General features: G+C 62.9%; 21 protein-coding genes and 1 pseudogene. 10 read left to right on the top strand and 12 right to left on the bottom strand.

Annotated features, from left to right (window positions below):
- Positions 1-29 precede the first annotated feature (29 nt).
- Positions 30-926: a DMT family transporter gene (locus AB5K84_RS25650; RefSeq protein WP_011087048.1), complete on the bottom strand. Its 897-nt coding sequence runs from the start codon at positions 924-926 to the stop codon at positions 30-32.
- A gap of 764 nt (positions 927-1,690) precedes the next feature.
- Between AB5K84_RS25650 and AB5K84_RS25655 the strand changes: the two genes are divergently transcribed.
- Entirely contained in the window at positions 1,691-5,455 is a 3,765-nt protein-coding gene (locus AB5K84_RS25655; RefSeq protein ID WP_011087047.1) for a vitamin B12-dependent ribonucleotide reductase, read from the top strand.
- A gap of 156 nt (positions 5,456-5,611) precedes the next feature.
- Here AB5K84_RS25655 and AB5K84_RS25660 read toward each other — a convergent pair whose 3' ends face one another.
- The gene (locus tag AB5K84_RS25660; protein ID WP_162494091.1) at positions 5,612-5,833 is read right to left on the bottom strand and encodes a hypothetical protein; all 222 of its coding nucleotides are present in this window, start codon (positions 5,831-5,833) and stop codon (positions 5,612-5,614) included.
- Positions 5,834-5,918: 85 nt separating this feature from the next.
- Between AB5K84_RS25660 and AB5K84_RS25665 the strand changes: the two genes are divergently transcribed.
- The 8 genes from AB5K84_RS25665 to AB5K84_RS25700 all read left to right on the top strand — a co-directional run bounded on the left by AB5K84_RS25665 (position 5,919) and on the right by AB5K84_RS25700 (position 16,176).
- Positions 5,919-6,917 (top strand): GSU2403 family nucleotidyltransferase fold protein, encoded by a 999-nt coding sequence (locus AB5K84_RS25665; RefSeq protein ID WP_011087045.1) that lies wholly within the window; start codon positions 5,919-5,921, stop codon positions 6,915-6,917.
- 247 nt (positions 6,918-7,164) lie between these two features.
- Entirely contained in the window at positions 7,165-8,415 is a 1,251-nt protein-coding gene (locus tag AB5K84_RS25670; RefSeq protein WP_236842248.1) for a site-specific integrase, read from the top strand.
- Between the two features lie 5 nt (positions 8,416-8,420).
- On the top strand, positions 8,421-10,382 hold the full coding sequence (locus tag AB5K84_RS25675; protein WP_011087043.1) for a hypothetical protein: 1,962 nt from the start codon (positions 8,421-8,423) through the stop codon (positions 10,380-10,382).
- Positions 10,360-12,387 (top strand): tyrosine-type recombinase/integrase, encoded by a 2,028-nt coding sequence (locus AB5K84_RS25680; protein WP_011087042.1) that lies wholly within the window; start codon positions 10,360-10,362, stop codon positions 12,385-12,387. Before AB5K84_RS25675 ends, AB5K84_RS25680 begins: the two co-directional genes overlap by 23 nt.
- Entirely contained in the window at positions 12,384-12,911 is a 528-nt protein-coding gene (locus AB5K84_RS25685) for a hypothetical protein (RefSeq protein WP_011087041.1), read from the top strand. Before AB5K84_RS25680 ends, AB5K84_RS25685 begins: the two co-directional genes overlap by 4 nt.
- Positions 12,908-13,366, top strand: coding sequence for a hypothetical protein (locus tag AB5K84_RS25690; protein ID WP_011087040.1), 459 nt, complete (start codon positions 12,908-12,910; stop codon positions 13,364-13,366). The genes AB5K84_RS25685 and AB5K84_RS25690 overlap by 4 nt, the downstream gene beginning before the upstream one ends.
- Positions 13,363-15,450, top strand: a complete 2,088-nt coding sequence (locus tag AB5K84_RS25695; RefSeq protein WP_441232693.1) for an AAA family ATPase — start codon at positions 13,363-13,365, stop codon at positions 15,448-15,450. Before AB5K84_RS25690 ends, AB5K84_RS25695 begins: the two co-directional genes overlap by 4 nt.
- A 99-nt stretch (positions 15,451-15,549) precedes the next feature.
- Positions 15,550-16,176 (top strand): DUF6338 family protein, encoded by a 627-nt coding sequence (locus tag AB5K84_RS25700; RefSeq protein WP_011087038.1) that lies wholly within the window; start codon positions 15,550-15,552, stop codon positions 16,174-16,176.
- Between the two features lie 248 nt (positions 16,177-16,424).
- Here AB5K84_RS25700 and AB5K84_RS25705 read toward each other — a convergent pair.
- The 9 genes and pseudogenes from AB5K84_RS25705 to AB5K84_RS25745 form a co-directional block, all read right to left on the bottom strand.
- Positions 16,425-16,547 (bottom strand): annotated as a pseudogene (locus AB5K84_RS25705) (ATP-binding protein); the annotation flags it as partial.
- Between the two features lie 15 nt (positions 16,548-16,562).
- The gene (locus tag AB5K84_RS25710; protein WP_038966835.1) at positions 16,563-17,831 is read right to left on the bottom strand and encodes an adenylate/guanylate cyclase domain-containing protein; all 1,269 of its coding nucleotides are present in this window, start codon (positions 17,829-17,831) and stop codon (positions 16,563-16,565) included.
- A 272-nt stretch (positions 17,832-18,103) separates the two neighbouring features.
- A complete protein-coding gene (locus tag AB5K84_RS25715; RefSeq protein WP_011087036.1) occupies positions 18,104-18,784 on the bottom strand; it encodes a YoaK family protein in 681 nt (226 codons plus the stop codon).
- Between the two features lies 1 nt (position 18,785).
- On the bottom strand, positions 18,786-20,207 hold the full coding sequence (locus AB5K84_RS25720; RefSeq protein ID WP_038966841.1) for an alginate export family protein: 1,422 nt from the start codon (positions 20,205-20,207) through the stop codon (positions 18,786-18,788).
- Between the two features lie 15 nt (positions 20,208-20,222).
- Positions 20,223-21,155 carry a hypothetical protein gene (locus AB5K84_RS25725; RefSeq protein WP_011087034.1) on the bottom strand — a complete coding sequence of 311 codons (933 nt, stop codon included), beginning with the start codon at positions 21,153-21,155 and terminating at the stop codon, positions 20,223-20,225.
- The gene (locus AB5K84_RS25730) at positions 21,152-21,619 is read right to left on the bottom strand and encodes a DoxX family protein (protein WP_011087033.1); all 468 of its coding nucleotides are present in this window, start codon (positions 21,617-21,619) and stop codon (positions 21,152-21,154) included. Before AB5K84_RS25730 ends, AB5K84_RS25725 begins: the two co-directional genes overlap by 4 nt.
- Position 21,620: 1 nt before the next feature.
- A complete protein-coding gene (locus tag AB5K84_RS25735; RefSeq protein ID WP_011087032.1) occupies positions 21,621-23,504 on the bottom strand; it encodes an amidohydrolase in 1,884 nt (627 codons plus the stop codon).
- A complete protein-coding gene (locus AB5K84_RS25740; RefSeq protein WP_038966833.1) occupies positions 23,501-23,785 on the bottom strand; it encodes a XapX domain-containing protein in 285 nt (94 codons plus the stop codon). Before AB5K84_RS25740 ends, AB5K84_RS25735 begins: the two co-directional genes overlap by 4 nt.
- A gap of 15 nt (positions 23,786-23,800) precedes the next feature.
- A complete protein-coding gene (locus AB5K84_RS25745) occupies positions 23,801-24,445 on the bottom strand; it encodes a hydrolase (protein ID WP_038966840.1) in 645 nt (214 codons plus the stop codon).
- Positions 24,446-24,899: 454 nt separating this feature from the next.
- Here AB5K84_RS25745 and AB5K84_RS25750 point away from each other — a divergent pair, with 454 nt between their 5' ends.
- On the top strand, positions 24,900-25,421 hold the full coding sequence (locus AB5K84_RS25750) for a hypothetical protein (RefSeq protein WP_441232694.1): 522 nt from the start codon (positions 24,900-24,902) through the stop codon (positions 25,419-25,421).
- 70 nt (positions 25,422-25,491) lie between these two features.
- Here AB5K84_RS25750 and AB5K84_RS25755 read toward each other — a convergent pair whose 3' ends face one another.
- Positions 25,492-26,325 (bottom strand): helix-turn-helix domain-containing protein, encoded by an 834-nt coding sequence (locus AB5K84_RS25755; RefSeq protein WP_171463759.1) that lies wholly within the window; start codon positions 26,323-26,325, stop codon positions 25,492-25,494.
- Positions 26,326-26,624: the final 299 nt, after the last annotated feature.

Below are 26,624 nucleotides of genomic sequence, written 5' to 3' on the forward strand. Positions count from 1 at the left end.
CGCGTAAAGAAAACGCGTCAAACAAGAATCTAGCGCGTCGCCAGCACCACGGCACCGAGCGTGAAGACCAGCGCCGCGATCTGCCCTGGCCCGAGCGGCTCGTGCAGTGCGATCGCCGAGGCCACGACGCCGATGACCGGTACGGCCATGGTCCCGATCGCGGCAACCGAGGCCGGCAGGCGGGCCAGCGCGGCGAACCAGCTCACATAGGCGATGCAGAACTGCACCACGGTCGAATAGACCAGGAGCCACCAGCCGACCGGCGTCACCAGCTCCAGATGCGAGGTCTCGATCAGCAGACCGACTATCGAGATCGGCAGGCAGCCGATCCCGATCTGCCAGGCCGCGGCCGTGATCGGCGGCAGGCGGATCGGGTACTTTTTCGAGAACACGGTGCCCAGGGCAAAGCCGAGCGCGCCGAACAGCGCCATGATGATGCCTGGCAGCTTCTCCGTGCTGGCGGCAATGCCGTTGCCGCCCATGATCGAGGCGAGGCCCACGAAGGCCATCACCAGCCCCAGCGTGCGCAGAACGGTCGGCCGCTCGCCCAGCACCGGCCAGGCGATGATCGAGGCCCAGACCGGCATGGTGTAGGCGATCAGCGCGGCCTCGCTGGCGGGCAGCCAGAGCAGCGCCAGGCCCATCAGCACCATCCAGCCGGTGACGTTGAGGACGGCGGCGGTCAGCAGCCGCGGCCAGATCTCGCGCGCCACCTTCAGGCTGTCGCCACGGACCAGGGCGAGCGCGGCCAGCAGACCAGCCCCGAGCACGCCGGTCACCCCGCGCAAGGTCAGCGGCGGCAGCTCGGCGAGCAGGAATTTCGTCACCGGCCAGTTGAAACCCCAACCGATCGAGGTGATGGCAAGGAACATCAGGCCGGCCGGGGCGATGCGCGGTCGCAGCACCGGCCGAGTCGAATCAAGCATGTGGGGTACCCGGCAAAATCGAGGTCAGCTTGGCGCGGATTCGCGCCCCCCACCACCACCTCGGCGGGCATGCCTGCCCTCACCTTCCGTAAGGCTACGTGAGTCCTGCTGGCGCAACCCCGCCGGCCAAAAATATACCTGCCCTGTGAAGAGCGGGGTGAAGGGTTCCGATCACGACGGGACACAAATTTTTTCAGTTGGGAATCCCTGAGGACTCACTGATACTTGCCTCCACAACAGGCGCGGGCTTGCCCCCTGTTATCCCCCGCAATCCACCATATTTAGTATTTGATTCAGGAACTCGCACTAGTTCTTGACGGGCGCAACGGAGAGTCCTAGCTTTCGGTCCGTTCGGCGCGAGTGAGTTTGCGTCCCGCCGGCACTCCCCCAAAGGGTCTCGCAAATCGTCACTCCGCCAAGCCAGCCAAAGGCAGCGGGATGAGGGCTTGTCTGCCCGCGGTAAGCGGACTTTTCGGGCGCCAGAACGGGCCGGCAACAGGCTCGGATGGCATCGATAGAAGTTGTGACGTTGTGGGGCGTTGAACGCATGTCGCGCGCATCCCGTTGGGGCGGATGAGTGTGGACATGCCGGCGGGTGATCGATGCACGCATCGAGAAACCGCGCCGGGAGAAACTGGGCCGGATCCACCGGCTGAACTGCGAAGCCTTAAGGCCGGACGGCCCGGGAGGAATCGCGAAGCGAAATGTCGACCCGGCTGCCTGAACGGAGGCGGTTCGGTCAAAGATAAGGACGGGGCAAGACCATGCGGATTGAGCGGCGACACACCACCACGGGACAGTCACCTTACGCCGGGATCGATTTCCGGCTGACCACGTCGGAGATTCGCAATCCCGACGGCTCGGTCGTGTTCAAGCTTGATAATGTCGAGGTGCCGACCGAGTGGTCGCAGGTCGCCTCCGACGTCCTCGCCCAGAAATACTTCCGCAAGGCCGGCGTTGCCGCGCGCCTGAAGAAGGTCGAGGAGGAATCCGTCCCCTCCTTCCTGTGGCGCTCCGTGCCCGACACTGAAGCTCTTAGCCAGCTGCCCGAGAAGGAGCGCTATGTCAGCGAGCTCAGCGCCAAGCAGGTGTTCGACCGCCTCGCCGGCTGCTGGACCTATTGGGGCTGGAAGGGCGGCTATTTCACCAACGACGAGGACGCCCAGGCCTTCTATGACGAGCTCCGCTACATGCTCGCCATGCAGATGGTCGCGCCGAACTCGCCGCAATGGTTCAACACCGGCCTGCACTGGGCCTATGGCATCGACGGCCCCGGCCAGGGCCACTATTACGTCGACCCCTTCACCGGCAAGCTGACCAAGTCCAAATCGGCCTACGAGCATCCGCAGCCGCACGCCTGCTTCATCCAGGGCGTCGGTGACGACCTCGTCAACGAGGGCGGCATCATGGACCTCTGGGTCCGCGAGGCGCGCCTGTTCAAATACGGCTCCGGCACCGGCTCCAACTTCTCGCGCCTGCGCGGCGAAGGCGAGAAGCTCTCCGGCGGCGGCCGCTCGTCCGGCCTGATGAGCTTCCTCAAGATCGGCGACCGCGCCGCCGGCGCGATCAAGTCGGGCGGCACCACGCGCCGCGCGGCCAAGATGGTCGTCGTCGACGTCGATCACCCCGACATCGAGACCTATATCGACTGGAAGGTGAAGGAGGAGCAGAAGGTCGCAGCTCTCGTCACCGGCTCCAAGATCAACCAGAAGCACCTCAAGGCGGTGCTGAAGGCCTGCGTGAACTGCGAAGGTTCGGGCGACGACTGCTTCGACCCCGAGAAGAACCCTGCCCTCCGCCGCGAGATCAAGCTCGCGCGCCGCAGCCTCGTGCCCGACAACTACATCAAGCGCGTCATCCAGTTCGCCAAGCAGGGCTACAAGGACATCCAGTTCGACGTCTACGACACCGACTGGGATTCGGAAGCCTATCTCACCGTCTCCGGCCAGAACTCCAACAACTCGGTCTCGCTGAAGGACGATTTCCTGCGGGCCGTGGAAACGGACGGCGACTGGAATCTCAACGCCCGCACCTCCAAGAAGGTGACGAAGACGCTGAAGGCGCGCGACCTCTGGGAGAAGATCGGCTACGCCGCCTGGGCGTCGGCCGACCCGGGCCTGCACTTCAACACCACCATGAACGACTGGCACACCTGCAAGGCGTCCGGCGACATCCGCGCCTCCAATCCGTGCTCGGAATACATGTTCCTGGACGACACGGCGTGCAACCTCGCCTCCGCCAACCTGCTGACCTTCTACAACGTCGCCACCAAGCATTTCGACGTCGAGGGCTACGAGCATCTCTGCCGGCTCTGGACCGTCGTGCTCGAAATCTCGGTGATGATGGCGCAGTTCCCGTCCAAGGCGATCGCCGAGCTCTCCTACGAGTTCCGCACGCTCGGCCTCGGCTACGCCAACATCGGCGGCCTGCTCATGACCATGGGCCTGCCCTATGACAGCAAGGAAGGCCGTGCGCTCTGCGGCGCGCTGACCGCTGTGATGACCGGCATCACCTACAAGACCTCGGCGGAGATCGCCGCCGAGCTCGGCACCTTCCCCGGCTACAAGAAGAACGCCGCGCACATGCTGCGCGTGATCCGCAACCACCGCCGCGCCGCCCACGGCCAGTCCAACGGCTACGAGGCGCTCAGCGTCAACCCGGTGCCGCTCGACCTCGTCTCCTGCCCGCAGGCAGACCTCGTCAGCCACGCGCAGGCGGCCTGGGATGCGGCGCTCGAGCTCGGCGAGAAGCACGGCTATCGCAACGCCCAGACCACGGTCATCGCGCCGACCGGCACGATCGGCCTCGTCATGGATTGCGACACCACCGGCATCGAGCCCGACTTCGCGCTGGTGAAATTCAAGAAGCTCGCCGGCGGCGGCTACTTCAAGATCATCAACCGCGCGGTCCCCGCAGCGCTGCGCGCGCTCGGCTATCGCGAGAGCGAGATCGCGGAGATCGAGGCCTACGCCGTCGGCCACGGCTCGCTGTCCAACGCGCCCGGCATCAACGCCTCGACGCTGAAGGCCAAGGGCTTCACTGACGAGGCCATCGCCAAGGTCGAGAAGGCCCTGCCGACCGCCTTCGACATCAAGTTCGCCTTCAACAAGTGGACCTTTGGCGAGGACTTCATCCGCGACCAGCTCGGCATCGGCGCCGAGGCGATCGCAGCCCCCGGCTTCGACCTGCTCCAGGCCGTCGGCTTCACCAAGCGCGAGATCGAGGCGGCCAACGTCCACATCTGCGGCGCGATGACGGTGGAAGGTGCCCCGCACCTCAAGGCCGAGCACTATCCGGTGTTCGACTGCGCCAATCCCTGCGGCAAGATCGGCAAGCGCTATCTGTCGGTCGAGAGCCACATCCGCATGATGGCGGCGGCGCAGCCCTTCATCTCGGGTGCGATCTCCAAGACCATCAACATGCCGAACGACGCCACGGTGGAGGACTGCAAGTCCGCCTACATGCTGTCGTGGAAGCTCGCGCTGAAGGCCAACGCGCTCTATCGCGACGGCTCCAAGCTGTCCCAGCCGCTCAACTCGCAGCTCATCGCCGACGATGAGGACGAGGACGATGCGGTGGAATCGCTCTACGAGAAGCCGATGGCGGCGCGCACCGCCCAGGTCTCGGAGAAGATCGTCGAGAAGCTGGTCGAGCGCATCATCGTGATGCGCGAGCGCGAGAAGATGCCGGATCGCCGCAAGGGCTACACCCAGAAGGCGGTCGTCGGCGGGCACAAGGTCTATCTCCGCACCGGCGAGTATGACGACGGCCGTCTCGGCGAGATCTTCATCGACATGCACAAGGAAGGCGCGGCGCTCCGCTCCTTCATCAACAACTTCGCCATCGCCGTGTCGCTGGGCCTCCAGTACGGCGTGCCGCTCGACGAATATGTCGACGCCTTCACCTTCACCCGCTTCGAGCCGGCGGGCCCCGTGCAGGGCAACGACAGCATCAAGTACGCGACCTCGATCCTCGACTACGTCTTCCGCGAGCTCGCGGTGAGCTACATGTCGCGCTTCGACCTCGCCCATGTCGATCCGACCGAGTCGAACTTCGACGCGCTCGGCAAGGGCGTCGAGGAAGGCAAGGAGCCGGACGAGGGCCACCACGCCTCCAAGCTCGTGTCGCGCGGCCTCACCCGCTCCCGCACCGACAACCTCGTCGTGATGCGCGGCGGCTCCACCGCGGTCGCGCAAGGCAACGACAGCGCGCCATCAGGCGGCAGCAAGGTCACGGCGCTGGCCTCCCACGGCGCGAGCGCCCGGGTCGGCGACGTCCTGGAAGGCGCGGTCGCGCTGAAGCAGGAAGTGAGCCACGACCTCTCTCCGACGGAGAAGCTCGAAGCCCTCCAGTGGAGCAAGTCCGGCACCGCGCAGACCCTGGTGCCCTCCAAGGCCGAGCGCCGCGCGGAAGCCAAGGCCAAGGGCTACGAAGGCGAGATGTGCTCGGAGTGCGGCAACTTCACGCTGGTGCGGAATGGCACCTGCATGAAGTGCGATACTTGCGGTTCGACCACCGGCTGTAGTTGATATTCCGACTTATTTGGAGTGGGCCTCCTTCGGCATTTCGTATCGATAGTGAGGTCCCTCGATTTCGTATTCCGACTTAAAGAAGAAAAAACCCCGCCGTCGCCGGCGGGGTTTTTGTTTGGAAGAACCTAACCTCGCTGCGGCTGACCCACCCCCTTAGCGGCCAATTTCGGTGCCAACTGGAATCGTGATGGCCTCATCGACGGATGCCGCGGTAGCGCTTCGGCGAAGGACTTGCTTGAGCTCGTCGCGATCAAGTCCGGCCAGACGATCGCCGAGATCGGCCGGCAGCGCTCCCTGAAACCGGCCTCCAAGTCTCAAAGATAGGCCGCGCTCGGTCGCCTCACAGCACGCCATCGCGCCTTCCGGATCGGCCATATCGGGGCCGACTCTAGACTCTTCGTGATTACTGTGATAGTTTATATCACAATCAAGCCGTCCGTCCACAGGCTACAATCGCTCAATGTATACCCCGATGACCAGGGAACAGCGGCGGCTGGCGGAGACCATGCGCTCCACCACGCTCGAGTTTGCCGCGCTCGCCCGCTCGCGGGAGGAGTTCGGCGGCGGCATGCAGTGGCTGAAGGTCAAAAAGTTTGAATACCTGACCCGGTACCGGCGGGATCCTCTCACTGGCGAGCAGAAGGCAGCCTCGATCGGCCGCCGGTCGCCCGAGACCGAGGGGATCTACGAGCGTTTCATCAAAGAACGGGCCGAGCTGGATCGCCAGATCGCGGCCCTGCGGCCGACAATCGCCGAGCAGACCAGAATGGCGCGGGCGCTGCGGCTCACCCGCGCCCCGGAGGAAGTCGGCGCTGCGGCGCGCGCCATAGGCATGTCCGGACTGATCGACCACGTCACCATCATCGGTGAGGCCGCCGTCTACGCTTACGAATGCGAGATGGCCGCGCTCCTGCCGCGCGAGATGCTGCCCGACGGCGGCATGGACCTTCTGGTCGCCGGCGTACACCCGACGGACGTGATCAACGAGCTCGTAGGAGTGCTGAGACGAGCCAAGATTGAGGTGCAGCGCGCCCAGCTCAGCGCCGACAAAGCGGCGGTCGAACTCCGGACCGAAGAAGGCCTAAGCCTCCGGCTCTACACGGCGTCGACCCTTGGCGGCTTGATCGACCAATATGCGGAGAATTCGGCGTACGGGGCGGAGGCGGTGCAGTGGGGTCTCGACCTGCCGGTGATGCATTCGATGCTGGTCGATCGCAACGGGCGGGCCGCCGCGGTCGCGGTCCTCGAGCCGCGGGCCTTCTGCATGCTTCGCTTCATGGCCCTTGATGTCGAAGAGATGTCGCTGATCCGGCGTGAGGTGTCCGCCGAACTCAATGCCGCGGTAGTGAAGCTCGTCCACGAGAGGTGGACCGAGCCATTTGTCGACGACCACGTTCAGAGCATTGGTCCGCTCCACGATCTTTTGGAAGACGGCTTCCCCACGGCACCGAGGATGTAGCCGCGCGGACTTCAAGGATTCGATTACCACGCCGGCATGCCGGCGAGGAACGCTAACTTCTGGTTGAGGTTTGGGCGTGATGTTGCGACCAGGTTCAAGTACAGGGGGCGCGGATCCGGCAAAGACCGGAGCGTTTCAGATCAATTGTGATGGAGCCTCAGCCCGAGGCGCACACCGTCCGATTCCGAAGCGCACCAGGTCCAACACGCGCCCTCCCAGGGCGCGCGGTGCCGGCCGCCAATGCGGCATGGTCAAGGTTTTCCAACCGAACGCTGACAGGATCGCGAAACTCGGCTTCGCGTCCGTTGCCCACGTGCCGGTAATCTTCGACAGCCGTCAGCGTTATTGCCGGGAATATAACCGCTATCTTCGCGAGCGCGCGGAATTGGACTGGCGGCCCTCTGGGGGCTTTGGTGATCGCCCTCGCCCTCGAACGCTCAAAACCATGGCCGACAATCTAGGCAACTGGATCCGGTGGTGTGAGTCGCGGAACATCGCTTGGCAGACCGCTACCTACAACGATGTTCTCGTATATCAAGACGCCCAGGACTCCGGAGAGTGGTCAGCTGCGGGCGACTCTTTGGCGTGCAACACGTCAAACGCTCGAGCTGACGATGCTACGCACTTCCTAACGTGGTCCGCGCAGCGAGGGTTGCGGGCTGAGTTCACCGTGAAATATGCGGTTCAGCGTAAGCTGATCGGCGGCAACATGCGCACGACAACCGTCAGGTCTGGACGGCTGAAGGAAGCCCGACCTGAAAGCCAGGTCGAGGCGTTCAAGCTCCCGGCGCCGGATGAGGTTCGCAAGTGGCTCGCTGCGGTGCGAAATCGTCGTGGCTACGCAAAAAACATCACCTGCCGCTTCATTCTTGAGACCGGTGCACGGCTCGGCGAGGCGGAAGCCTTGCGAGTATCCTCTTGGCCGTCGGCCGAAGACATCGAAGAGGCGGCATATCGTGGCGACGTGTTCGTGCCGATGCTTCTCGAGCACGGCACCAAAGGGGGGCGCCCGAGGACTATCCGCGTTCCTTTGGATTTTGCGAGAGCGGTCCGCACCTGGATCGATGGTCCCCGTAACAAGTACGTCTTTGCATTTTACAAACGGACGGGAAAACGCACCGACAAGCTCTTCGTCTCCGACGCCGGCGAACACGCCGGCACACCAATCAGAAGGCACACGATCCAGAGGTGCTTCGCCAACGTTTTACCGCGGCCGAAAGTCTGGTCTCCTCACAAGGGCCGCCACGCCTTCGCCTGCTTCTTTGTCCTCTACGCGCTCGAAGCGGAGGCGCGCGCACACAAATCGACTGTTGCTGGCATGGGGGTGAACTGGGTCCACAACCGCGGGACCGAGTGGCTGAAGATGTTACAGCGGCAGTTCGGCCACGTCGACGAGACCACCACGCAAATCTATCTCAAATGGCTCGCCACCGCGGTCGGTCTCGCGGTGATGGCCAATGGCTGGCACCGCTTTCTGGCGGACGATGAGGAGACGTAAACAGTATGAACGTTGTCCCCTTCAACGCTGGGCTGCTGAAGCTGACCATCAAGGCTCAAAGCGGCGTCGTATACGACGTCGACCTGAGCGAATTCTCGGTCGGCGGAAACCTGGAACATGTTCCGGCGAGATCCAAGCACGCTTGGGCCGGAGATTTCCGTGGCCGTCCGTTGTTCGCGATGGAGATCGCCGAACTGTTTCAGCTCCAGCGGCCAGCACCCGAGGCGTCCAGGAGTATGCGACACGTCGTGCGTACTCTCTTCAGGTTCTTCGACGCAGTCGAGGTCAAGCACGGCGTCGAGATAAACTGTGTTGGGGACGTGACCGACGCTCAAGGCCCCATGATGCTGGAATGGCTCGCGAGTGAGACATCGAAACTGTACAGCCGGTGCAAGACGACTCTAGATGCTTTGCGCCGCTTTCGTGGCCTGCCGCCTTTGTTCTGGCCGGCGCGACAGACCGATTCTGTGTCCACTGCGGAGCCGGTCGATAAGGAAGCGATTCGCCATCTCTTTAATGCGTTCAAGCACGAGGCACGATGCATCAAGCGGATGTTCAAAGAGGGCGAGGACCTCGCGTCTCGTGGCACCAGCCCCCGCGGGGACACAACCCTCGTTCGGGAATGGGCCTTGCCCGAAAACCGTGCTTGGATAGTGAATGAGTTGACGCGGGAGCGCCTTCACGACAAGCGAGAGTTCAAGATTCACGGTGCTTATCGTGGGTTGGCCCAGAGTGGCTGGAAAGGTCCCACTTATTTAGCACCAAACATGAGCGAACGAGGCCGTGAAGGCATCGTCGGCGCTCTCCGCTGGTTCTACCCGAGCTATCAGGACACTGCGGTCTTCCTTTGGCTCTTTCTGCTCGGCACCGGCTGGAATCTCTCGACCGCGCTCGGATTGGACGTCAGTGAAGACGATGCCTGGTCCCAGGCACATCCTCACAGCGATCAGTTTGCGGTCATTCACGCCTTCAAGGCGCGCGCCGACCGCCATCAGTTCACGCTGTCCATGATGAAGCCCGAATGGCATCCCTACCGGATCGTTCGATATATGATCGAACGCACGAAGGTGTTGCGCGCCACCCTCAGCTATCGGTTGGATCTTGCTCGTAACGACTATGCCCTCTCGCCTACGGTCGCAAAATCCGGGAAGATCGCCGAGCTTGAGGCGTTGGTGCGAAGCCCGTGGCTTTACCACACGGTCAACAAGATCGGCGAGGTGTCAGCATTTGGTCATGCCGACTCCGCTCACCTCGGCCCCATTGCCCGCACTGTCGTCGCCACCCACGGACTCCTCGAGCGCTATCCCTCGCTCGAGAAGATCGGGACCTCCGACGCGCGGGACGCTTGGATAGGTTACGCCTATGTCCAATCGGGCTATCACGTCTTGCTCACCCAACTTGCCAGCCAGCACGCAAATATACGCACGCTCAGGCACTACCTGAAATCCAGGCGATATCGAGAGTTCAGCGAGAAACAGGTCCGAAAGGTGCAGGATACTGTCTTCGCTGAAATCTCTACCGGCGGCGTGGTCGATCCCACGCGGCTGCGCCTGTTGGTCGCCAACGGGACCATCACCGCCGAGCAGGAGCGTCGGCTTCAGGATTTCAGGCAGCGGACCCGACTTGGCCTCGGATGCCTCGATCCGACCAATCCGCCGCGACAGATCGCGCCTGATCACAAGACCGGTGCCCTCTGCCGAGTGCAGCGCTGCACCGGCTGCCAGCATGGCGTCGTGTTCAGGGAGAGCCTCGGCCCCCTCGCCCGCGCGTGTGCCGAGCTAATCCACATTCAGCGCACCATTCCATACGCCGCGTGGAGCGGATCGAGCTTGGAGGACGAACTCGCCTCGATCGAGGAGACGCTCAAGAGCTTCGATCAAACCGAGGTCGCCGCCACCATCCGGGAATGGTCTCACAAGCTCCAGACGGGAGAGGTCAAGGCGCATGACACGTACCCGATCTATTGATCCTGCGGAGCGCGCCCTTGAATGGCGTAACAAGACCCTTCCGACGCTCGGAAACTTCTCCGAGCTCGCGGCAAAGCCGTGGGGCGAATTGCGTGAACACGAGATCTTTGAGGGCTGTCGACTCGGAGATGAGGAGCTCGTCGTCCCGGAGAATTGGGTGCCACCTACGGCCGTGAGCCGGCTGTCAAAGCGGACAGTTTGTCCATCCGATGCTGGCGTGCCGGCCGATCCTTCCGCGGCCGAGCGGCGCGACGAGGCAATCCGCCGTGCGCTGTTGGCACTCTGGCTTCCCCGGATGACCGATACCGGTGTCAGAAAATATAAGCCGGGGCCTTGGATCGATAGCGCCAATCTGCTCCTGCGACTTGCGGAGTGGCAATTCACCAACCTTCCGACGGAGGATGGCTCGGTTTTTGGTGGTTTCACCATTACCAACATCCTCCAGGAGGTGCTTCCCGCCCTGGCGCCGAGGAAGAAGGGGCGAGACGCTATGCGGGCCCTCTTCCGCATTCTCGTTGACGCCGGAATACGCGGCCGCATCTCTGATTGGCCACGTCTCTATGCCGACGGCGAGTTCGCGGATGGGCACGATGGCCCGACGATCGAGCGGAATCGGCATGGCCGGACCGCCCCTGCACCTGTCGAAAAGACAGAGCAGCGTAGCTGGCAGCCGTTCTCGGACAGCTTCGTCACCGAATTCATTCGTCGATCGCTCTGGGTCCAGAACAGCCTGGCCGACCAGTTGATCCCACTTTGGGCCGAACTGCGCCAAATCGCAGCCAGTGAGGCTGCGCAGGGTCGCTCGTCGGCTCATCCGTCGGTGATCGCCTTGCGGCGATCCGCCATCGAGCGCGTCCGCTGGATCGATGCAAAGAACCAGCCGATCACACAGCTTCCGTTCGAGGTGGACCATCGCGATGGACGTTCAAACCAGTGGCCGCCACGTAGCGCGCGCGACATCAACCGCATGGTCAGCACGCTACAGGCGATGAACTTCGGGATGATCGACTTCTGCACCGGAGCTCGTGCGAGCGAGCTCGCGGCCGCGGAAGATAACGAAAACCAGGGCTCGGACGATCGTCTTCACTCCGTCACCTTCAAGCTCGTCGATCAGATCGGCGGCAAGAAGCGGGACTGGCCATTGCATCCGGCGGCCGTACGGGCAATTGAGCTGCAGCAGAAGATCTGCCGCGTCGTTCGCCCTGCCGGGCAATCACACCTCTGGGTCATTCTCGGCGACGGCGAGAAGCTCGGCAAACGGCTGCTCAATCTCACCGAACCTTTCGTCCAGGCCGTAGATCACCTCGGACTGTCCGGGCTCACCGGCAGAGACCGTGCCCATGTGCACCGCTGGCGGCACACCGTCGCCCGCCTGGTCGCCCTTTCGGTAGTCGGTGCGCCGCAGGTCCTGCTCGACCTGTTCGGCCACCGCGATCTCGAAATGACCTTGCGCTATATGCTGTCCGATCCGCGCATCATCGAGGATGCAATGAAGGTTGCCAAAGAGACCTCCTTCGTCATGGCGGAAGAGGCTCTGGCCGAAACCATCGAAGGCGAGGCCGGTGGCCCTGCCGCCATGCCCCTGCAGGCGGGACTAGCCGCAGCCGGCATGCGCCGCGGCGAAGAAGTGTTCGAGACCGCGACGCTGCGCGAAACCGCCGAGGTGCTCACTTTCAACGGACGGTATTGGTTGATGGTCCGCCCCGGCGTCATCTGCACCAAGGGGCTCGGCCAGGCTGGACCTTGCACTAGGGAGCGGGGTGCCCCGGATCCCGGCGCCTGCCGCACTACTTGCGAGCATCGCCTGGAAACCACGCGCGCGAAACAGGGCTGCGAGGAAACGCTGCGAGCGCTCATTATCGAGCGCGAACGTGCTGACAACGATATGGTTGTCGCCAATCTCGACGGGCAGATCCTGGCTAACCTTGAGCGCTGGGACGACGTCCGTTCGCGCGTGCTCAACGATCATCCCGAAATTCAAAGCATCTGGGAGGCTGGCCGATGAGCACGGACAGGCGCGTTGGCCAGCGCAGGATCGCGCAGGCAGGTGCTGCGTATGCAAAGGAAAAGCATCTCGAGAGCAAAATCTCGCTCGAGGAGATGATGGGGAAGATCGAGGGTGAAATCGACGCCAACGACGGCATCTATCCCTACAACGAAGGTAAGCTCACCGTTGACGAACTGCTGCGTCGGGCCGGCAAGAGCCCGGCCTATCTCCAGAAGAAAACGCCGAAGATCGAGGCGCTCAAGTACGAGGTGAATGCCTGGATCAAACGCGTCAAAGGTCAGATCGCCTCCGGCGCGCCCTCCGTCCGGCGCGAGGTCAACTCGCGCGTCAAGGTGGCGAACAAGCAGATCGACGAGATCAGGCAGAACTATCACGAAGCCGAGCTTCAGCTCACCCGCGTCATGGCCGAGCTGGCGGATGCCACCCGTAAAATCGGCGAGTTGGAGAAGAGAAACACCGAGCTTCTGAAACAGCTCGCCGGCAAGACAGTCGTTTCCTTGAAACCGGAGCAGCGGAAGTGAATCCCCGCTCGGTGGTGCCGTCGATCCTCGAAAAGCTCGAGCCCCACCTCGAGCGGCTTGAGCTCGCCTGGTCCGCGCAGCCTAAGGCTGATCGTGCACCCACCCTGCCCCTCACGCCGGAAGGCAAGGTCAATGTGCGCCAGCTCGTACGTGATCTCGGTCTCCGCGAGACTCTCGAGCAGCACTTTTTCCGTAAGCCAGAGCTCGCAGGTCCCGTGAACGCCCTCGCCCACGTGCAAGGCGTGAAGCCGATCGGCTCACGCCTGCTTGACGACGTTGCCGACGCCGGCGTCCGCAAGCGGCTCGGCCGGGATGCGGATACGATCTCTGAGCTGCGCAAGGCGCTCGCCGAGCGCGAGGCTCTGGTCGTCTCACTGCGCGACGAGAACGCGCGGCTGAAGGCTCGCCTCGAGCTAATCGAGGAGACGGGCCTCGTGTTCAGAGCCCCAGCATGACCGACATCGTGATCGACAGCATCGTCTCGCGGCGTGACTTCGGCACGATCTTCGCCGGCCGCCTGGCCGACGGTTCTTCCGTCCGGGTGAAGGCCGCAAACGCGGCCATGCTGGGCATGCCCTCGGTCGGTGAGCTCTGGTCCGTGGAAGGCGACCTCTCCGACACCCAGTGGGGACCGCAGATCTCAGCCAGCCGCGCGGTGCGCGCCCTGCCCAGCGGCAAGCTGATGGTCGACTATCTCGCGAGCTGCGTCGCCGGCATCGGGCCGGCGCGCGCCCGCAGGCTGTGGCAGCATTTCGAGGACCGCCTGCCCGAAGCACTCGACACCGGCGACGTCGCGGCCCTCGCGGCGGTGATGGACCCGGGCCGCCCTATACTGGGCCCGCGGCTCGCCGCCGCGCTCGTTTCCGCCTGGAAAGCCATGGCCGGCGAAGCCAGGCTGGTCGAATGGCTCGCGGCCGTGGGCGTGACCGAGTTGGCACTAGCCCGCCGTGTGCACACGCTGCTCGGCGCCGCCGCTCCGCGCGCGCTGCAGGCAAACCCCTATTGCCTCGTCCCGCTGCTCAATTGGAAGCGCGTCGATGGCCTCGGCCTGCGGCTCCTGAACGAGACAGGTGAAGCCGATCCCGTAAACCATCCTCATCGTCTCGTGGGCGCTGCGGATGCCGTAGTGAAGGACCTGGTCGGTTCCGGTTCGACCGCGATCGCGCGGGACGATTTCCGCGAGCGGCTCGCCGGCAAGCTCGGCGGGTCACTCTCTTCCCGAGCGTTGGACCGCGCACTCGAGCTTGCGATCGAGCGGAAGGCGGTCATCGCCTCGCCTTCCGGGCTCCTCCGGGCGCCGGGATGCGCCCTGGATCAGGCCGAGGCCGTCCGTAGGAGCCTGTATGCCGGTTTCTCGTGCCTCCGTGGCGGTGCCGGCACCGGCAAGACCTTCGTCACCCGGACGATCTGCGACCTCTGGGAGCGGGCCGGCGGCCAGTTGCTGCTGGCGGCTTTGGCCGGCAAGGCTGCCCTGCGGCTGTCCCGGTCGACCGGGCGGCTCGCACGCACCATCTTCCGGACGCTCCGCGAGTTGGATGAGCGAGAGGCGGTCGAGAGTCAGCTCGCCAGCGAACTTGATCAGACCGAGCGGGCGGAGCTGGAGACCAAGCTGCGCGAGCTGGCGCAGTTGACTCCCGACACGCTGGTCATCCTCGATGAAGCCTCGATGGTGGACCTGCCGTCGCTGTACGGACTGCTCCGCCGGATGCCGCAAGGCGCCCGGCTCCTGCTCGTCGGCGATGAACGGCAACTTCCTCCCGTTGGATTCGGGCTGTTGTTTCACCGGTTCGTCGAGGATCCTGCCGTTACCTCCACGCTCACCACGGTGCACCGCCAGGCCGTGACCACGTCCATTCCGGGTATCGCAGCTCAGATCAGACGGCGTGAGATGCCTCGGCTCAGCGCTTATGTCGGACCTCATGCCGGCGTCATGCTTGCCTGCGCGTCGGGACGCGACGAGATCGCCGAGAAGGTTGTCTCGATCTGGGATGAACTGCGTGACGGTCGTGACGTCATGATCGTCACACCGATCAACGATGGCCCGTGCGGTGTCGCCGGCCTCAACCGTCGCCTGCACGACGAATATCTGCGCAGGAAAGACCTGCAGGAGCTTCGGGGGCCGCTGGGCGACCTGTTCTCGCCTGGTGAGCCAATCGTCCATCGGCGCAATTGCTACAAGCGAGGCCTGTTCAACGGCTCCATGGGTACCGTGCAGCGGATCGACCGGACGGAACAGCAGATCACAGCCATCTTCGACGGAGACGAGCACGTCTTCCCCGCCGAGGACCTGGTCGACTTATCGCTCGGCTACGCCCTCACATGCCATCGTGCCCAGGGCTCGGAAGCGGACCACGTCATCGTCGCCCTGCCGCCGAGCCGGTTGCTCGATCCGTCCTGGCTCTACACTGCGGTCACGCGCGCTCGCCAGCAGGTCGTCATCGTCGGTCAGCCGGAGACCATGCAGGAGGCCTTGCAGCGTCCCTATGCCGATGATCGGAGGGCTGTTGGACTCGTTTGGGAAAAGCGGCCGCGGTCTTGACAACCTAAATTCGATATGACCCGATCGTCATTATTTTCGCGGGTGCGACGACCGAGTCGCCACGATACTGACCTCAACGAATAGCAGCGAAGAAATCCCGTGGGTGATTTGAAAGACGTCTTCAGTTTACAGCTGTTCTTTGCGTTCGTCGTCCCAGGCATCATAGCAACTTACGTTCGCGCACAATTTCTGACCGGTCGAATTCCCTCTGCCAAGGACAATATTTTCGAGATCGTTGTTTTGTCGACGATCTACTATTCCGTGTTCATCGTTCTTATCCATCCGCTGATAGATACGATTCACTACCGCCTCTATCGAGACGCCGCTTGGATTGCACTAACGATCGTCGGCCCGGCGGTTTTCGGCATTGCTCTCGGCGTAGCAGCACAAAGGCATTACTTCGCGAGAATTGCTGCTCGGTTCGACCTCTCGCTGGTTCATGTGGTCCCGACGGCTTGGGATTGGTGCTTTTCGAACCTGAAAAGCGGCTGCTTCGTCATGGTAACCCTGACAGACGAACGAACGGTCGCGGGCTATTACGGCACGAATTCTTTTTCATCGTCTGATGGCGGTGAGCGCGATCTCTATCTCGAGGAAGAATGGGATTGGGAGGCCGAACAGGGGTGGAAAGAACGCCCGGAACGAGTGGGGATCCTGATCCCCGGCCGAGAAATCAAATTCGTCGAAATCTGGCACCCTTCAAAGGAGCAAATTGATGTCAAATAACAAGAAGCCGGGTGGCCCGCAAAATTTGCAAGAGGGCTACAAACCCGAGAACCGCGGTCATCAGCCCGCTACAGGCCATAAGGTTCAAGGTGGATATCAAGGACCGGGTGGAAACCGCCCCGCGCCGCCGACCACCGGCAGCGGGGTAAAACCTCCGCCGCCAAAGGACAATAAATAGGCCGACCCCTGCCTATTGATCGGGGAGCCTGGACGAGCGGGTCGGTGGAGACGTCGTCCATCACCTGTCGGCTCGTGGTCATTTTGGCGTCGCCGAACACGCTCGGCCATTCGCCGAAGGCGAGATTGGTGGTCACGATGACGGAGGCGCGCTCATAGAGCCGGCTGACGAGGTGGAAGAGAAGCTGGCCGCCGGGCGGGTCAAGTCCTCATCCCGCCATTCCGTACACAGACATTCGGGCGGAAACGCCCCGCAACTGGTGCTCACCGAGATGCTCGACATCATGAGAGAGATGCCGGGCAACGGCTTCCGTCAGGAGGAGGTCTCTGCCTATCGTCTTGGTCAGCGCTTCCACGCGGCAGGCCTCGTTGACGGCCGCGCCGATGACCGTGAAGTCCAAGCGATCCGGGGCGCCTATGTTGCCGAAAAAGACCTCACCTTCGTGAAGGACGATGCCCGCCCGCAGCGAGGCGTGGTCTTCGGCGTCGGACGCGACACGGATGGCCCGATTGGAGGCTTCGAGTCTGGCAATCGCCTCCCTTGCCGCCGAGACGGCCGCGCGCGACGCTTCGGCAACGCCAACCGTCTCCGGAAAGACCGCGAGCATGCCGTCGCCGATGAACTTGAGAATTTCGCCGCCGTGAGCGGCCACGGCGCTCGCCATCGCTTCGAAATAGGCGTTGAGCAGCACCAGCATGTCGGCCGGGGCCAGAACGTCCGACATCTTCGTGAAATTTCTGAGATCCGAGATCCAAATCACGGCGCGGATCGAGTCTCCCGCGCCGCGCTTGATTGCACCTTCGAGAACCTTCGCGGCGGCGCCGTAACCAAGGTAGGCGCCCAGCGCATTTTCGGAGATCTTCAACTCGCTGTGCCGTTGCACATGCAACGCGAATAGCTTGAAGAGGCGGGTCAAGGAATCTATCTCCGCCTCGGCGAAGCCGCCGCGCGCTTTCGTCGCGATGGTGATCACATTACGGGTGTCCAGACCGGACAAGGGAATCGCCACGTAGTCGGTCATGCCGGCGGCGGCGAGCTCGATCATGATGGGAAATTCCGCCTGCGACGACGGCTCAGTCGGCTCTCGCCGGATGGACTCGGCGGTTTCGACGATCCGCTGCAGCGGATTGAGTCTGTAGGCGTCGGAATCGACCGCGGCGTCAGCTACCCGCACCTCGTCGCAGAAGCCATCGTCGGCGTTCCAGACCCATGCGAATCCGACAAGCTGGGGATGGAGCGTGCCTATATGCAGGGTAAGTCGATCGACCGAAGACCCGGCGGCCTTCATCTGTCGGATCAGCTTGACGAGGAGGTCAATCATCTGCCGCTCGGCGGAGGCCTCTTCGAGCAGCCATTGTTCGATCTGGGCGAAAGTGTCCGCGATGCCGGGGGCGACGGCGACCGGGCCGGCTCTTCGCACGAACGAGACCGACGGGGGATAGGATCGAGGCGACGGATCGGAAGTCTCGGAACCCATTTCTATTCCCTCGCGTTTACTGCCGACAACACAGATGCGCTGGCTGCCATGCTGTCGACAGCGGGAGCCAAGGGGTAGACCATCGAATCGTTCCGGCGGGGTCATCGCTTTCTCAGATCGATGCCGCGCTCGCCCGCGCGTGGCTGGCTGAAGCGAAGCGTCATGCGACGGCCTCCTGACGAGTGACCTCCGACATTGCAAGTGCCCGGTGGACGTACGTCGACCGGGCCAAGCTTTTGCCAGGTGCTTCATTCCCGATCACTCCTGCCGCGTCACTTCGGCTCGGCGGCAGCCAAGAACACGGCTGGGAAAGCGATCAGCGGCGGGAGGACGAAACACCACGTCCCGAACTTCGCGTAGAGACAGGCGCCGGCGGCGCAACCCAGCGCAAAGGCAGTCACACTCGCCGCCATCTTGCCGAGCCGCGGCTTCGCGACAGTCAATACCGACGCTGGCGCGCCGCGCAGGACGTCGGCGACGTCGATCATGATCTGGGTGGTCGTGCCCGTCATCAAGGTGCTGGGAGGCTCCGTGCCCATGTGGATACGGTGCGCGGCGTTCTGAATGGCCATCGCTGCGACCAGGATCATGCCGGTGATGATCGCCTGCCAGCTATCGCCTTGGACGAAGGGGCCGAAGTAAGCGGCACACGCACCGCCTATCGCAAGAAGTAACACCTTGATTGCCAGCATCGAACGAAAGATCGGCAAGCCGATTGCAGGCAGAGAGAAACTGAATATTCGAGTGGTGATCACCACAAGGCAAAAGACTGGGAGGGCGAGCAGCTTCGCCAAGGCACCGGATGTTCCCAACACGATGGCCGCGCCGAAGGTAACGAAGTTGCCGGTGACATGCGCCGTGAACAGCCCCTGGAGCGCGAGAAAGCCCGCGGTATCAACGAGGCCCGCATTCAGGCTCATCAGGAGCGGAAGCAAAAGTATATTGCGAGGCATGTCACCAACCGTATTGAAGCTGGACGCCGACGTAGTTGCTGGTGTGTCCGCCGGCGCGGATGATGGTGTCCCCGACGTCGAAATGCACCGCTTCGATGGCTCCAGTCAGATGGTCGTTGAAGGCGTAGTCGACGCGGAACTGTCCGTACGCTCCCGTCCAATTGCTTCCCTTGCCGGCGGTCCCCACGATCGGCACGTTGGGCTGGACGTAGATCGCATCGGCGGTCGTTTCGCGCCATTGCAAGCCGATCGCTGCCATCACCTTCAGCCGGTCCGCCGGACTGACGGTTATGGACGGCTTGAGGTGCATCAGGTTCACGTAACCCGTGTAACCGGCCAGCGTGAAGTAATAGCCGTTCGGGAAGAGCGGGTTGAACGTACCCAGCGTTCCGTCCGCGGGACGGCGGTCTCCGGAGGCAGCATCGAACTGGACACCCAGGCGAGGCTGCCACGGCGCGTTCGCGAACGTATATCCCGTCCGCGCACCTACGGCCCAAGCGCGAATGTCCTTCGTACCGACCTGGCCCACCTGTCCCATGGCCTCGAGGTCCCAATCGAAGTGTTGGGCATTGCCCGCGAAGCGGGCATCGAAGACATGCCGGTGCTCGTCGCCAGAAGCGTCGAGGTATCTGGCATTGCTCCGTTCGTAGAGCGAATAATAGCCGGACAGCTCATTATCGCCGAACACCTTGCGCTCGACCCTCAACGTGCTGAACCGGAAGTTGTCGTTCGATGTATCGTCGAAGGGGCGCCCATCAAAGTATTGCACCGGACGGCTGACGAAACCGATGAAGCGCCAGACGCCGGTTTCCCAGTCGGCCCAGATCGCATCGAATGATTGTCTGACGTTGGGACCATCCCGCGACGATACGAAGCGCTGAAGGTCGAAGGCGAAGTCCTGTCGTCCTATGCGCGCCTTCAAGGTCCCGCCCGAAAACGTGTTGACGTACTCGAGGAAGGCGAGACGAAGGTCTAGTCGGTCCTGGTCGACGGATGTGACGTTGAACTTATGGAAGGAACGATCGTCCTCGAGTTGAATGAAGGCGCGCCAATTCTCGTTGAAGTGAACATCGGCATGGACCTGCAGACGCTGTAAGAGATAACTGTCCGCCGGCGTGTTGCCGGTGCCGAAGCCCGCTGCGTTGTTGTACTCGAAACGCTCCCGCAGCGTAGCGCCCAGCGAAATGTAACTTTTCGGGTCGGTGGCCCAAAGCGGAATGTACTTGAGCTCGTCGAACGGCTCGGTCCGCAGTCTCGGATCGGCGAGAACCGACCAATCCTCCGCCCAACGGTTCGCCTGAATCGCGGGGCGTTTCGGGAGCGTGGCGTCCCCATCATCCGCGAACGCGCTGTCGACGCCGGCGCCGAAGGCCGCAATCGACAGGACGATCCAGAATCCGCGCAGACGGGCCCGATCTGGCATCAAGCTCATCACTCCTTACTTGCCCGCTGCCCGCGCGGCGCTCTTCTCCGCGAGCGAGTGGATCTCGGCGATGTAGCCGCCCGGGAACATGACGAACGCCGCAGAGCGGCCGTCTGACGTGTAGGGTTCGACGAGTACCGTAGCGCCCGTTTCCTTCGCCTTGGCAAGCGTAGCGGCAAGATCGGCCACTTCATAGCCCGTCGTCTCACGCCCATAGGGATAGGGCAGATGACCGTCCGTGACCAGTACGACCATCTTCCCGAACGCGGACTCGATCCGGATGCGCTTGTAGGTCGCGTCAGTCCGGCCGATCTCGACGCCCGGCGCCTTCGCGTCATCCGAGACAATCTTCCCGCGCGAAAACGCAAGGAAACCCCGCGTAAAGGCGGCGGCCTTGTCAGGCGAGACGTACACGCGATTCTCCGGAATCCGCTCGAACGGGGCATAGTCGGGCTTCGTCGTGTGCCAGTAGAGTTGCATGTTAACCCCGCCCGGCCACTGGACCACGGCATCGCGCCCGATGGGATCCGGGAAAGTGGAGACGATCACGTCGGCGCCCGCAGCGCGCGCCGCTTTGATCGCCTCATCCATGTCTGCGACCAAGTAGCCGTTCCGCTCGGCGCCGAACGGGTACGGGATCGGCGTCTTGAAGCCGAAAAGCGATACAGTGCCTGCGGGCGTCTGAAGCAGTTGCGACGTGGTGCTGCTCGGCGTCGGCGTCACGGTCGCCACCACCTGCTTTGTGCTCTTGCCGCCGAAGGTCGCCAAGAAACTCGCGGCGAACTTGTCCACGTCGTCGGGCGTCACGTAGACGTGGGTGGTGTCGTACTGAGGGGCAACGGCAACCGCCGCGTCCCTGGGCTTCGTTGCGTCCTTTGCGATGGCCGGCGTACTCGTCGCGACAGCCGCCGCGAGCGCGAACAGAGCCAATATTCTTGTCGGTTTCATCGAGAAACTCCTTGAATGGCTTGGGATCCCGCTCCGGACTTCGGGCGAGTGACGGCTTCCTCGGAAAGAATCGTTACGATGACGAGGCCTGCGATCAATCCGAGATGTTCGAAGAAAGCATTCGTGGCCATGAATCTCTCATGGCCACCCATGGTCCAGAACGCGTTCGCGGTCAGCATCGCCACGAACGTGAGGATGCCGAGGCCGCCGGCGCCAAGCCAAACCCAGCGGTTGATGACGACGAGCAGAGACCCGAAGAGTTCGACCAAGATGGCGGCTGACGCCCACAGCCATCCCGGATAAAGGCCGAAGTGCTCCTGCTCGGCCGCGGCACCCGCCAGGTCAAGCAGTTTGGTAAAGCCGCCGAGGATATAGGCGGACACCAAGGCCAGCCTGGCCGCATGCCAGAGAAGCGGCCAGCGAAGGATCGCCGAGATCCATTTCGGTGATGTCTTGGACCCCATGTCAGACCGCCCAGCAGGCGCACCCGAGGGCGCCCCAGAAGCTCCTCAGGTCGGAGACAGGGAGCCGGCTCGACAAAGCCGCAGCGTGATTGTGGCCGTGTACGCCGCAGGAGTTGGCGCAGCCGCACATCTGCATGGCCTTCATGGCGAGGTTGCCTTCGTTTGCTTTGGCCTTGTCGTCAGCCCAGGCCGCGTATCCGCCGAAGCGGCGGACCGGCGACCAGTCCGGCATGGCGGGCGGTGGCGTGACGCTCTCCAGCTTGGAGAAGTCTCCCGCGCCGAACACGATCCTCCCTCCGACCATGGTCAGCAGCGAAGTCGTATCGGCGATCTCGGCCTCGCTGCAGGAGAAGTAGTCGCGGTCCGGCACGACGAGGTCGGCGAGTTGGCCGACCTCGATCCGACCCTTGTTGCCCTCTTCGTTCGAGAACCACGTCACGTTCTCGGTCCACATCCGCAGCGCCGTCTCGCGATCCAGACAGTTGCGCTGGGGCGTGATCCGCAATCCGCCGACGGTTCGGCCGGTGACGAGCCAGGACAAAGAGACCCACGGGTTGTAGGAAGCAACGCGGGTCGCATCGGTACCGGCCGACACCTTGACGCCCTTGTCAATGATCTTCTTGACCGGCGGCGTCGCCTCGGCAGCCCCCGCCCCGTACCGCTCGACGAAGTATTCGCCTTGATAGGCCATCCGGTGCTGCACGGCGATGCCGCCGCCGAGCGCCGCGATGCGGTCGATCGACTGGTCCGAGATCGTCTCGGCATGATCGAAGAACCAGTGCAGCCCTTCCAGGGGCATGTCCTGGTTGACCCGCTCGAACACGTCCAGCGCCCGCGAGATCGTCTCGTCGTAGGTCGCGTGGAGCCGCCAGGGCCATTTGTTTTGAACGAGGACCCGGACGACCTCCTCGAGCTCGCCTTCCATCTCCGGAGGCATGTCCGGACGAGCGACCCGGAAGTCCTCGAAGTCGGCCGCCGAAAACACCAGCATCTCGCCGGCGCCGTTGTGCCGGAAATAATCGTCGCCCTGCTTGTACTTCGAGGTCTTCGTCCAGTTGAGGAAGTCCTCCTTCTCGCCCTTGGGCTTCTGGGTGAAGAGGTTATAGGCCAGCCGTATCGTCAGGAGGCCCTCTTCGTTCAGCTTCTGGATAACGGCGTAGTCTTCCGGATAATTCTGGAATCCTCCGCCGGCGTCGATGGCACCGGTGACGCCCAGCCGGTTCAACTCGCGCATGAAATGACGGGTCGAATTGACCTGATAATCGAAGGGAAGCTTCGGTCCCTTGGCAAGGGTCGCGTAGAGAATGTTGGCGTTCGGTTTCGCCAGCAGCAAGCCCGTCGGATTGCCATTGGCGTCTCGCATGATCTCGCCGCCCGGCGGTTCAGGCGTATCCTTCGCATAGCCAACCGCACGAAGGGCGGCGCCGTTCAGTATGGCCCTATCATAGAGGTGCAGCAGGAAGACCGGCGTGTCGGGCGCGACGGCATTGAGTTCGTCGATCGTCGGCAGCCGCTTCTCCGCGAACTGGTGTTCGGTGAATCCGCCGACCACCCTCACCCATTGCGGCGGCGGCGTGACGGCGACCTGCCGCTTCAACATGTCCATCGCGTCGGCCAGCGAGCGCACCCCGTCCCAGCGGAGCTCCATGTTGAAGTTGAGCCCGCCGCGGATGATGTGAAGGTGATTGTCGATCAACCCCGGCAGGACGCGGCGCCCTTTCAGATCGATGACCTTGGTCGAAGGCCCGGCCAGCTTCATGACCTCGCTGTCGTGGCCGACCGCGGTGAAGACGCCATCCTTGATGGCGACCGCGCTTGCGGTCGGGTTGGAACGGTCGAGCGTGGTGAAGAGGCCACGGTGGAAGATAGTATCGGGAGCGTTCATGATGCTTTCTCCGCGACGTTAGTGGTTTCCTTAGCCTCGTCGGCATGCCGCCCAGGCAGCATGCCGAACATGTGAGGCGCGCACTTCGCCTGCCGCCATGCGGCGGCAAGGCCGTGACCCGCAACCATCTGCTTGGCGACCGGGACAATCTGCTCGCCGGCGAGAATGCCGAGGAGGCCGACCAGGGCCACCAGAGGGGGCGCGGGCGAGCGGACGTTGAGGAGACTGTAGATCACCCCGACGAGAACGCCCGCGCCGAGCGACAGGAGATAAATCTTCATGAGCAAGCCGGGCCCTTACTTGGGTCCCGCCTCCGATGCGTGTTCGCCCAGCGCCCACTTCGAGAACCGGATCTGAATTCCGTACGGCGAATGCGCACGCTGGATGTCCATCATGCCTTCGTAGGTCTCGGTGCGCGCCCAGTCCTGCTGAAGCTCGTAGGCGTACTGCGATGAGGTGATGGGGACCGCTCCCGCCTGGATGGCGCGCTCCACAGCGCGGTTATGGGCTTCGAGCGAAAGGTCGCCGCAAGCATCGGCGGCAATGTAGATCTCATAACCTTCCTTCAGCATGTCCAAGGTCGGAAAGATCACGCAGGCCTCGGTCCAGAGACCGGCCAGCACAAATTTCTTGCGACCGGTGGCGGCCACCGCCTTTCGGAAGTTTGCATCGAGCCAGGAATTCATGGACGTGCGGTCGATGACATCGTGCTTCGGAAACAGCGAGGTGACTTCCGGAATGAACGGTCCGGAAAACGAATCCCTAGCCACCGTGGTCAGCACGGTCGGGATTTTGAACAGTTTGGCGGCCTTTGCGAGGATCTGGACGTTATTGATCGTGACCAGACGGTCATGCGACTGAACGCCCTGGAACATCGCCGGCTGATAGTCGATCAGTGCGATGGCGCTGTTGTCGGGGGTGAGCATTTCGAGTTTCGACATTTTGATCTCCTTCATGTCGTCATGGATCGCTCATGCGAGCGGGCTGGTGGAAACTGGGTGCGATGCGGAGCGACGAAACCGGGTGCGCCCGAGTCGTCCATGCAATCGCCGCGAACGGCGTATGCTTGCTATCGGGAATACATGTGCAACTCCGCTGCGGCCGCCTCGACTGGAACGAGGGCGTATGCTCTTGGAGCGAAGTGATATTACGGGATGCGACCGGCGGTCGCTACCGAACGATGCGAATTTTGGACGAACGGCTCACGTTCCGCCTGTCTTTCTCAATTTGCACGATACAGCCACGACCAAATACCCCACAGTGGATGTAGCCATTTGTGCGGGACGGAGACGACTGTCCGGGCACCAGACGACATCGAATTGCGCGAGAGGCGTGTCCTTGGAGCGATTGGAAACTATTTGCCGGTTCCATCCTGGGAGCGACGAAAGCGCGCCCTTGCTGCTGGCCATCCCAGGACGGGCAGACAGACCCTTTGGCTTGTTGAATTTCTGCAGATCCGCCAGCGCCGGCTCGGGAATTCTAGCAGCGCCAATCCCTCACTTCATCGGCAGCGGCGAGACTCAATCGAGAGATTTTGCAGATGGTCTAGCCCTGTCGATTCGGAATGCAGTGCACACGCACGAGCTCACTCTGGTGCCGGTGGTCGTGGTCGGTCACGCCGAAGGAGCGGACGCTGCGCTCGATCTGATCGCGTGCCATGCAGATGCGATAAGCGCTGCCGTCATCATCAATCCGACTCGCATCATGCGGTCGCCGGCGACGAGCCTTGAAGAGATGGACGTGCTGCTGGCGTCGCCAAAAGGCGCTGGATCGGCAAACGGAGCCGCGCTCCAGATCGAGAAATGCCTGGTGGAAGCGGGAGCTCGCGTGATTTGCGAGTGGGTGCCGCGCAGCCGAGCCATCCGCAAGCGGGACGAACTCATGGCCCGGATTTTCCTTTCGGCGCTCTTCCGCTGATAGGCTCCGGAGCGTGGCCCTGCCGGGACAGGGCTTGCAGTCGGCGAAGCGCTTGCTCGAACGATCCGGACTAGGGGGCTACCTGGCGGCGCCACGCGCCGGGGCTCGAACCGACGATCCGGCTGAAATGCCGGCTCAGATGCGCCTGGTCGGAAAATCCCGTGAGGACCGCGATGTCAGCGATCGGAAGCTTATCCGATACCAGCAGTTCCTTCGCCTTCTCTATGCGCGCGATGACCAGCCATTGGTGAGGCGACAGACCGGTGGACACTCGGAAAGCCCGGCAGAAATGCGACCGCGACAGCTGAGCGATGTTCGCGAGTTCGAGCAAACCGACGTTGTCTGCAAGATGTTCTTGCAGATAGTCGGTGACCATCCGCAGGCGCCGGGGCGGCAGCCCGCCCCTGGCCGGAGTACGGTACGCATCTCCGGCGGCCGCGAGGCGCAGGAGCAACGCCACCGACAAACTGTCTCCGTACAGCCGCGGAGAGTCTTCTCCCCGACCGACCTCGGCTTCGAAGAGCCGTGCGATATGAAAAAGCGCGGGATCGTAGAACAACGGACGCGGAGCGAGTGCGGACGGGCTCACTTCCTCGTCCACCAACTGCTTGAGCGCGTCATCTGCGAACGTGAACGAGATGTGGCGCGTGTAGCGCGTCTTGTTCCAGATTGCCCACATTTCCGTCTTGGCGGGCGTAAAGTTCATGTTGTGGATGGTATTCGCCGGATCCGGGCCGCTCCGACTCTTCTCGCTACGCATTTCCGGAACGTTGCCGTCGAGGTCGAGCATGATCGACAGCCGGGCGCAATCGTAACACAGGTCTGCGCAGTACGACTTGGCGCAGACAAGTTCGGTCACGCTGGCAGTGAGCCCGTTCCAGGATCGGGAATGGAGGCTTTTCACCGTCGCGCCTTCCCGCCTCGTCGGGACGAACGGACGCTTCCACACAGGAACGTCTGCGTGATTCCTCAGGGCCGATGGCGCCTGGGACTGGTCATGCGGGGCGGTCATGGGCGACACAGTTCTCCAGGCGAACGATGCGTTACCGGGGGGTTGGTGAAGAGCATCGGCGCCCTCGACCGTCCGGATATGGTCGCGAAGCCGTAAGGCGTCAAGACCACCAAATGCTCGCACTCGACCTTGCGAACGTATTGAAAGAATTCGATAGTTTTGGACGGATTTTGTCGCGACAACGTCTCCGG

The sequence above is a fragment of the Bradyrhizobium sp. 1200_D9_N1_1 genome (assembly GCF_052075915.1).
GTDB classification, from domain to species: domain Bacteria; phylum Pseudomonadota; class Alphaproteobacteria; order Rhizobiales; family Xanthobacteraceae; genus Bradyrhizobium; species Bradyrhizobium diazoefficiens.

Bases quoted from the DNA above. Each gene is read 5' to 3' on its own strand.
- AB5K84_RS25650 (WP_011087048.1), bottom strand. From the start codon at position 926: ATGCTTGATTCGACTCGGCCGGTGCTGCGACCGCGCATCGCCCCGGCC.
- AB5K84_RS25655 (WP_011087047.1), top strand. From the start codon at position 1,691: ATGCGGATTGAGCGGCGACACACCACCACGGGACAGTCACCTTACGCC.
- AB5K84_RS25660 (WP_162494091.1), bottom strand. From the start codon at position 5,833: ATGGCCGATCCGGAAGGCGCGATGGCGTGCTGTGAGGCGACCGAGCGC.
- AB5K84_RS25665 (WP_011087045.1), top strand. From the start codon at position 5,919: ATGTATACCCCGATGACCAGGGAACAGCGGCGGCTGGCGGAGACCATG.
- AB5K84_RS25670 (WP_236842248.1), top strand. From the start codon at position 7,165: ATGGTCAAGGTTTTCCAACCGAACGCTGACAGGATCGCGAAACTCGGC.
- AB5K84_RS25675 (WP_011087043.1), top strand. From the start codon at position 8,421: ATGAACGTTGTCCCCTTCAACGCTGGGCTGCTGAAGCTGACCATCAAG.
- AB5K84_RS25680 (WP_011087042.1), top strand. From the start codon at position 10,360: ATGACACGTACCCGATCTATTGATCCTGCGGAGCGCGCCCTTGAATGG.
- AB5K84_RS25685 (WP_011087041.1), top strand. From the start codon at position 12,384: ATGAGCACGGACAGGCGCGTTGGCCAGCGCAGGATCGCGCAGGCAGGT.
- AB5K84_RS25695 (WP_441232693.1), top strand. From the start codon at position 13,363: ATGACCGACATCGTGATCGACAGCATCGTCTCGCGGCGTGACTTCGGC.
- AB5K84_RS25710 (WP_038966835.1), bottom strand. From the start codon at position 17,831: ATGGGTTCCGAGACTTCCGATCCGTCGCCTCGATCCTATCCCCCGTCG.
- AB5K84_RS25715 (WP_011087036.1), bottom strand. From the start codon at position 18,784: ATGCCTCGCAATATACTTTTGCTTCCGCTCCTGATGAGCCTGAATGCG.
- AB5K84_RS25720 (WP_038966841.1), bottom strand. From the start codon at position 20,207: ATGCCAGATCGGGCCCGTCTGCGCGGATTCTGGATCGTCCTGTCGATT.
- AB5K84_RS25725 (WP_011087034.1), bottom strand. From the start codon at position 21,155: ATGAAACCGACAAGAATATTGGCTCTGTTCGCGCTCGCGGCGGCTGTC.
- AB5K84_RS25730 (WP_011087033.1), bottom strand. From the start codon at position 21,619: ATGGGGTCCAAGACATCACCGAAATGGATCTCGGCGATCCTTCGCTGG.
- AB5K84_RS25735 (WP_011087032.1), bottom strand. From the start codon at position 23,504: ATGAACGCTCCCGATACTATCTTCCACCGTGGCCTCTTCACCACGCTC.
- AB5K84_RS25740 (WP_038966833.1), bottom strand. From the start codon at position 23,785: ATGAAGATTTATCTCCTGTCGCTCGGCGCGGGCGTTCTCGTCGGGGTG.
- AB5K84_RS25745 (WP_038966840.1), bottom strand. From the start codon at position 24,445: ATGTCGAAACTCGAAATGCTCACCCCCGACAACAGCGCCATCGCACTG.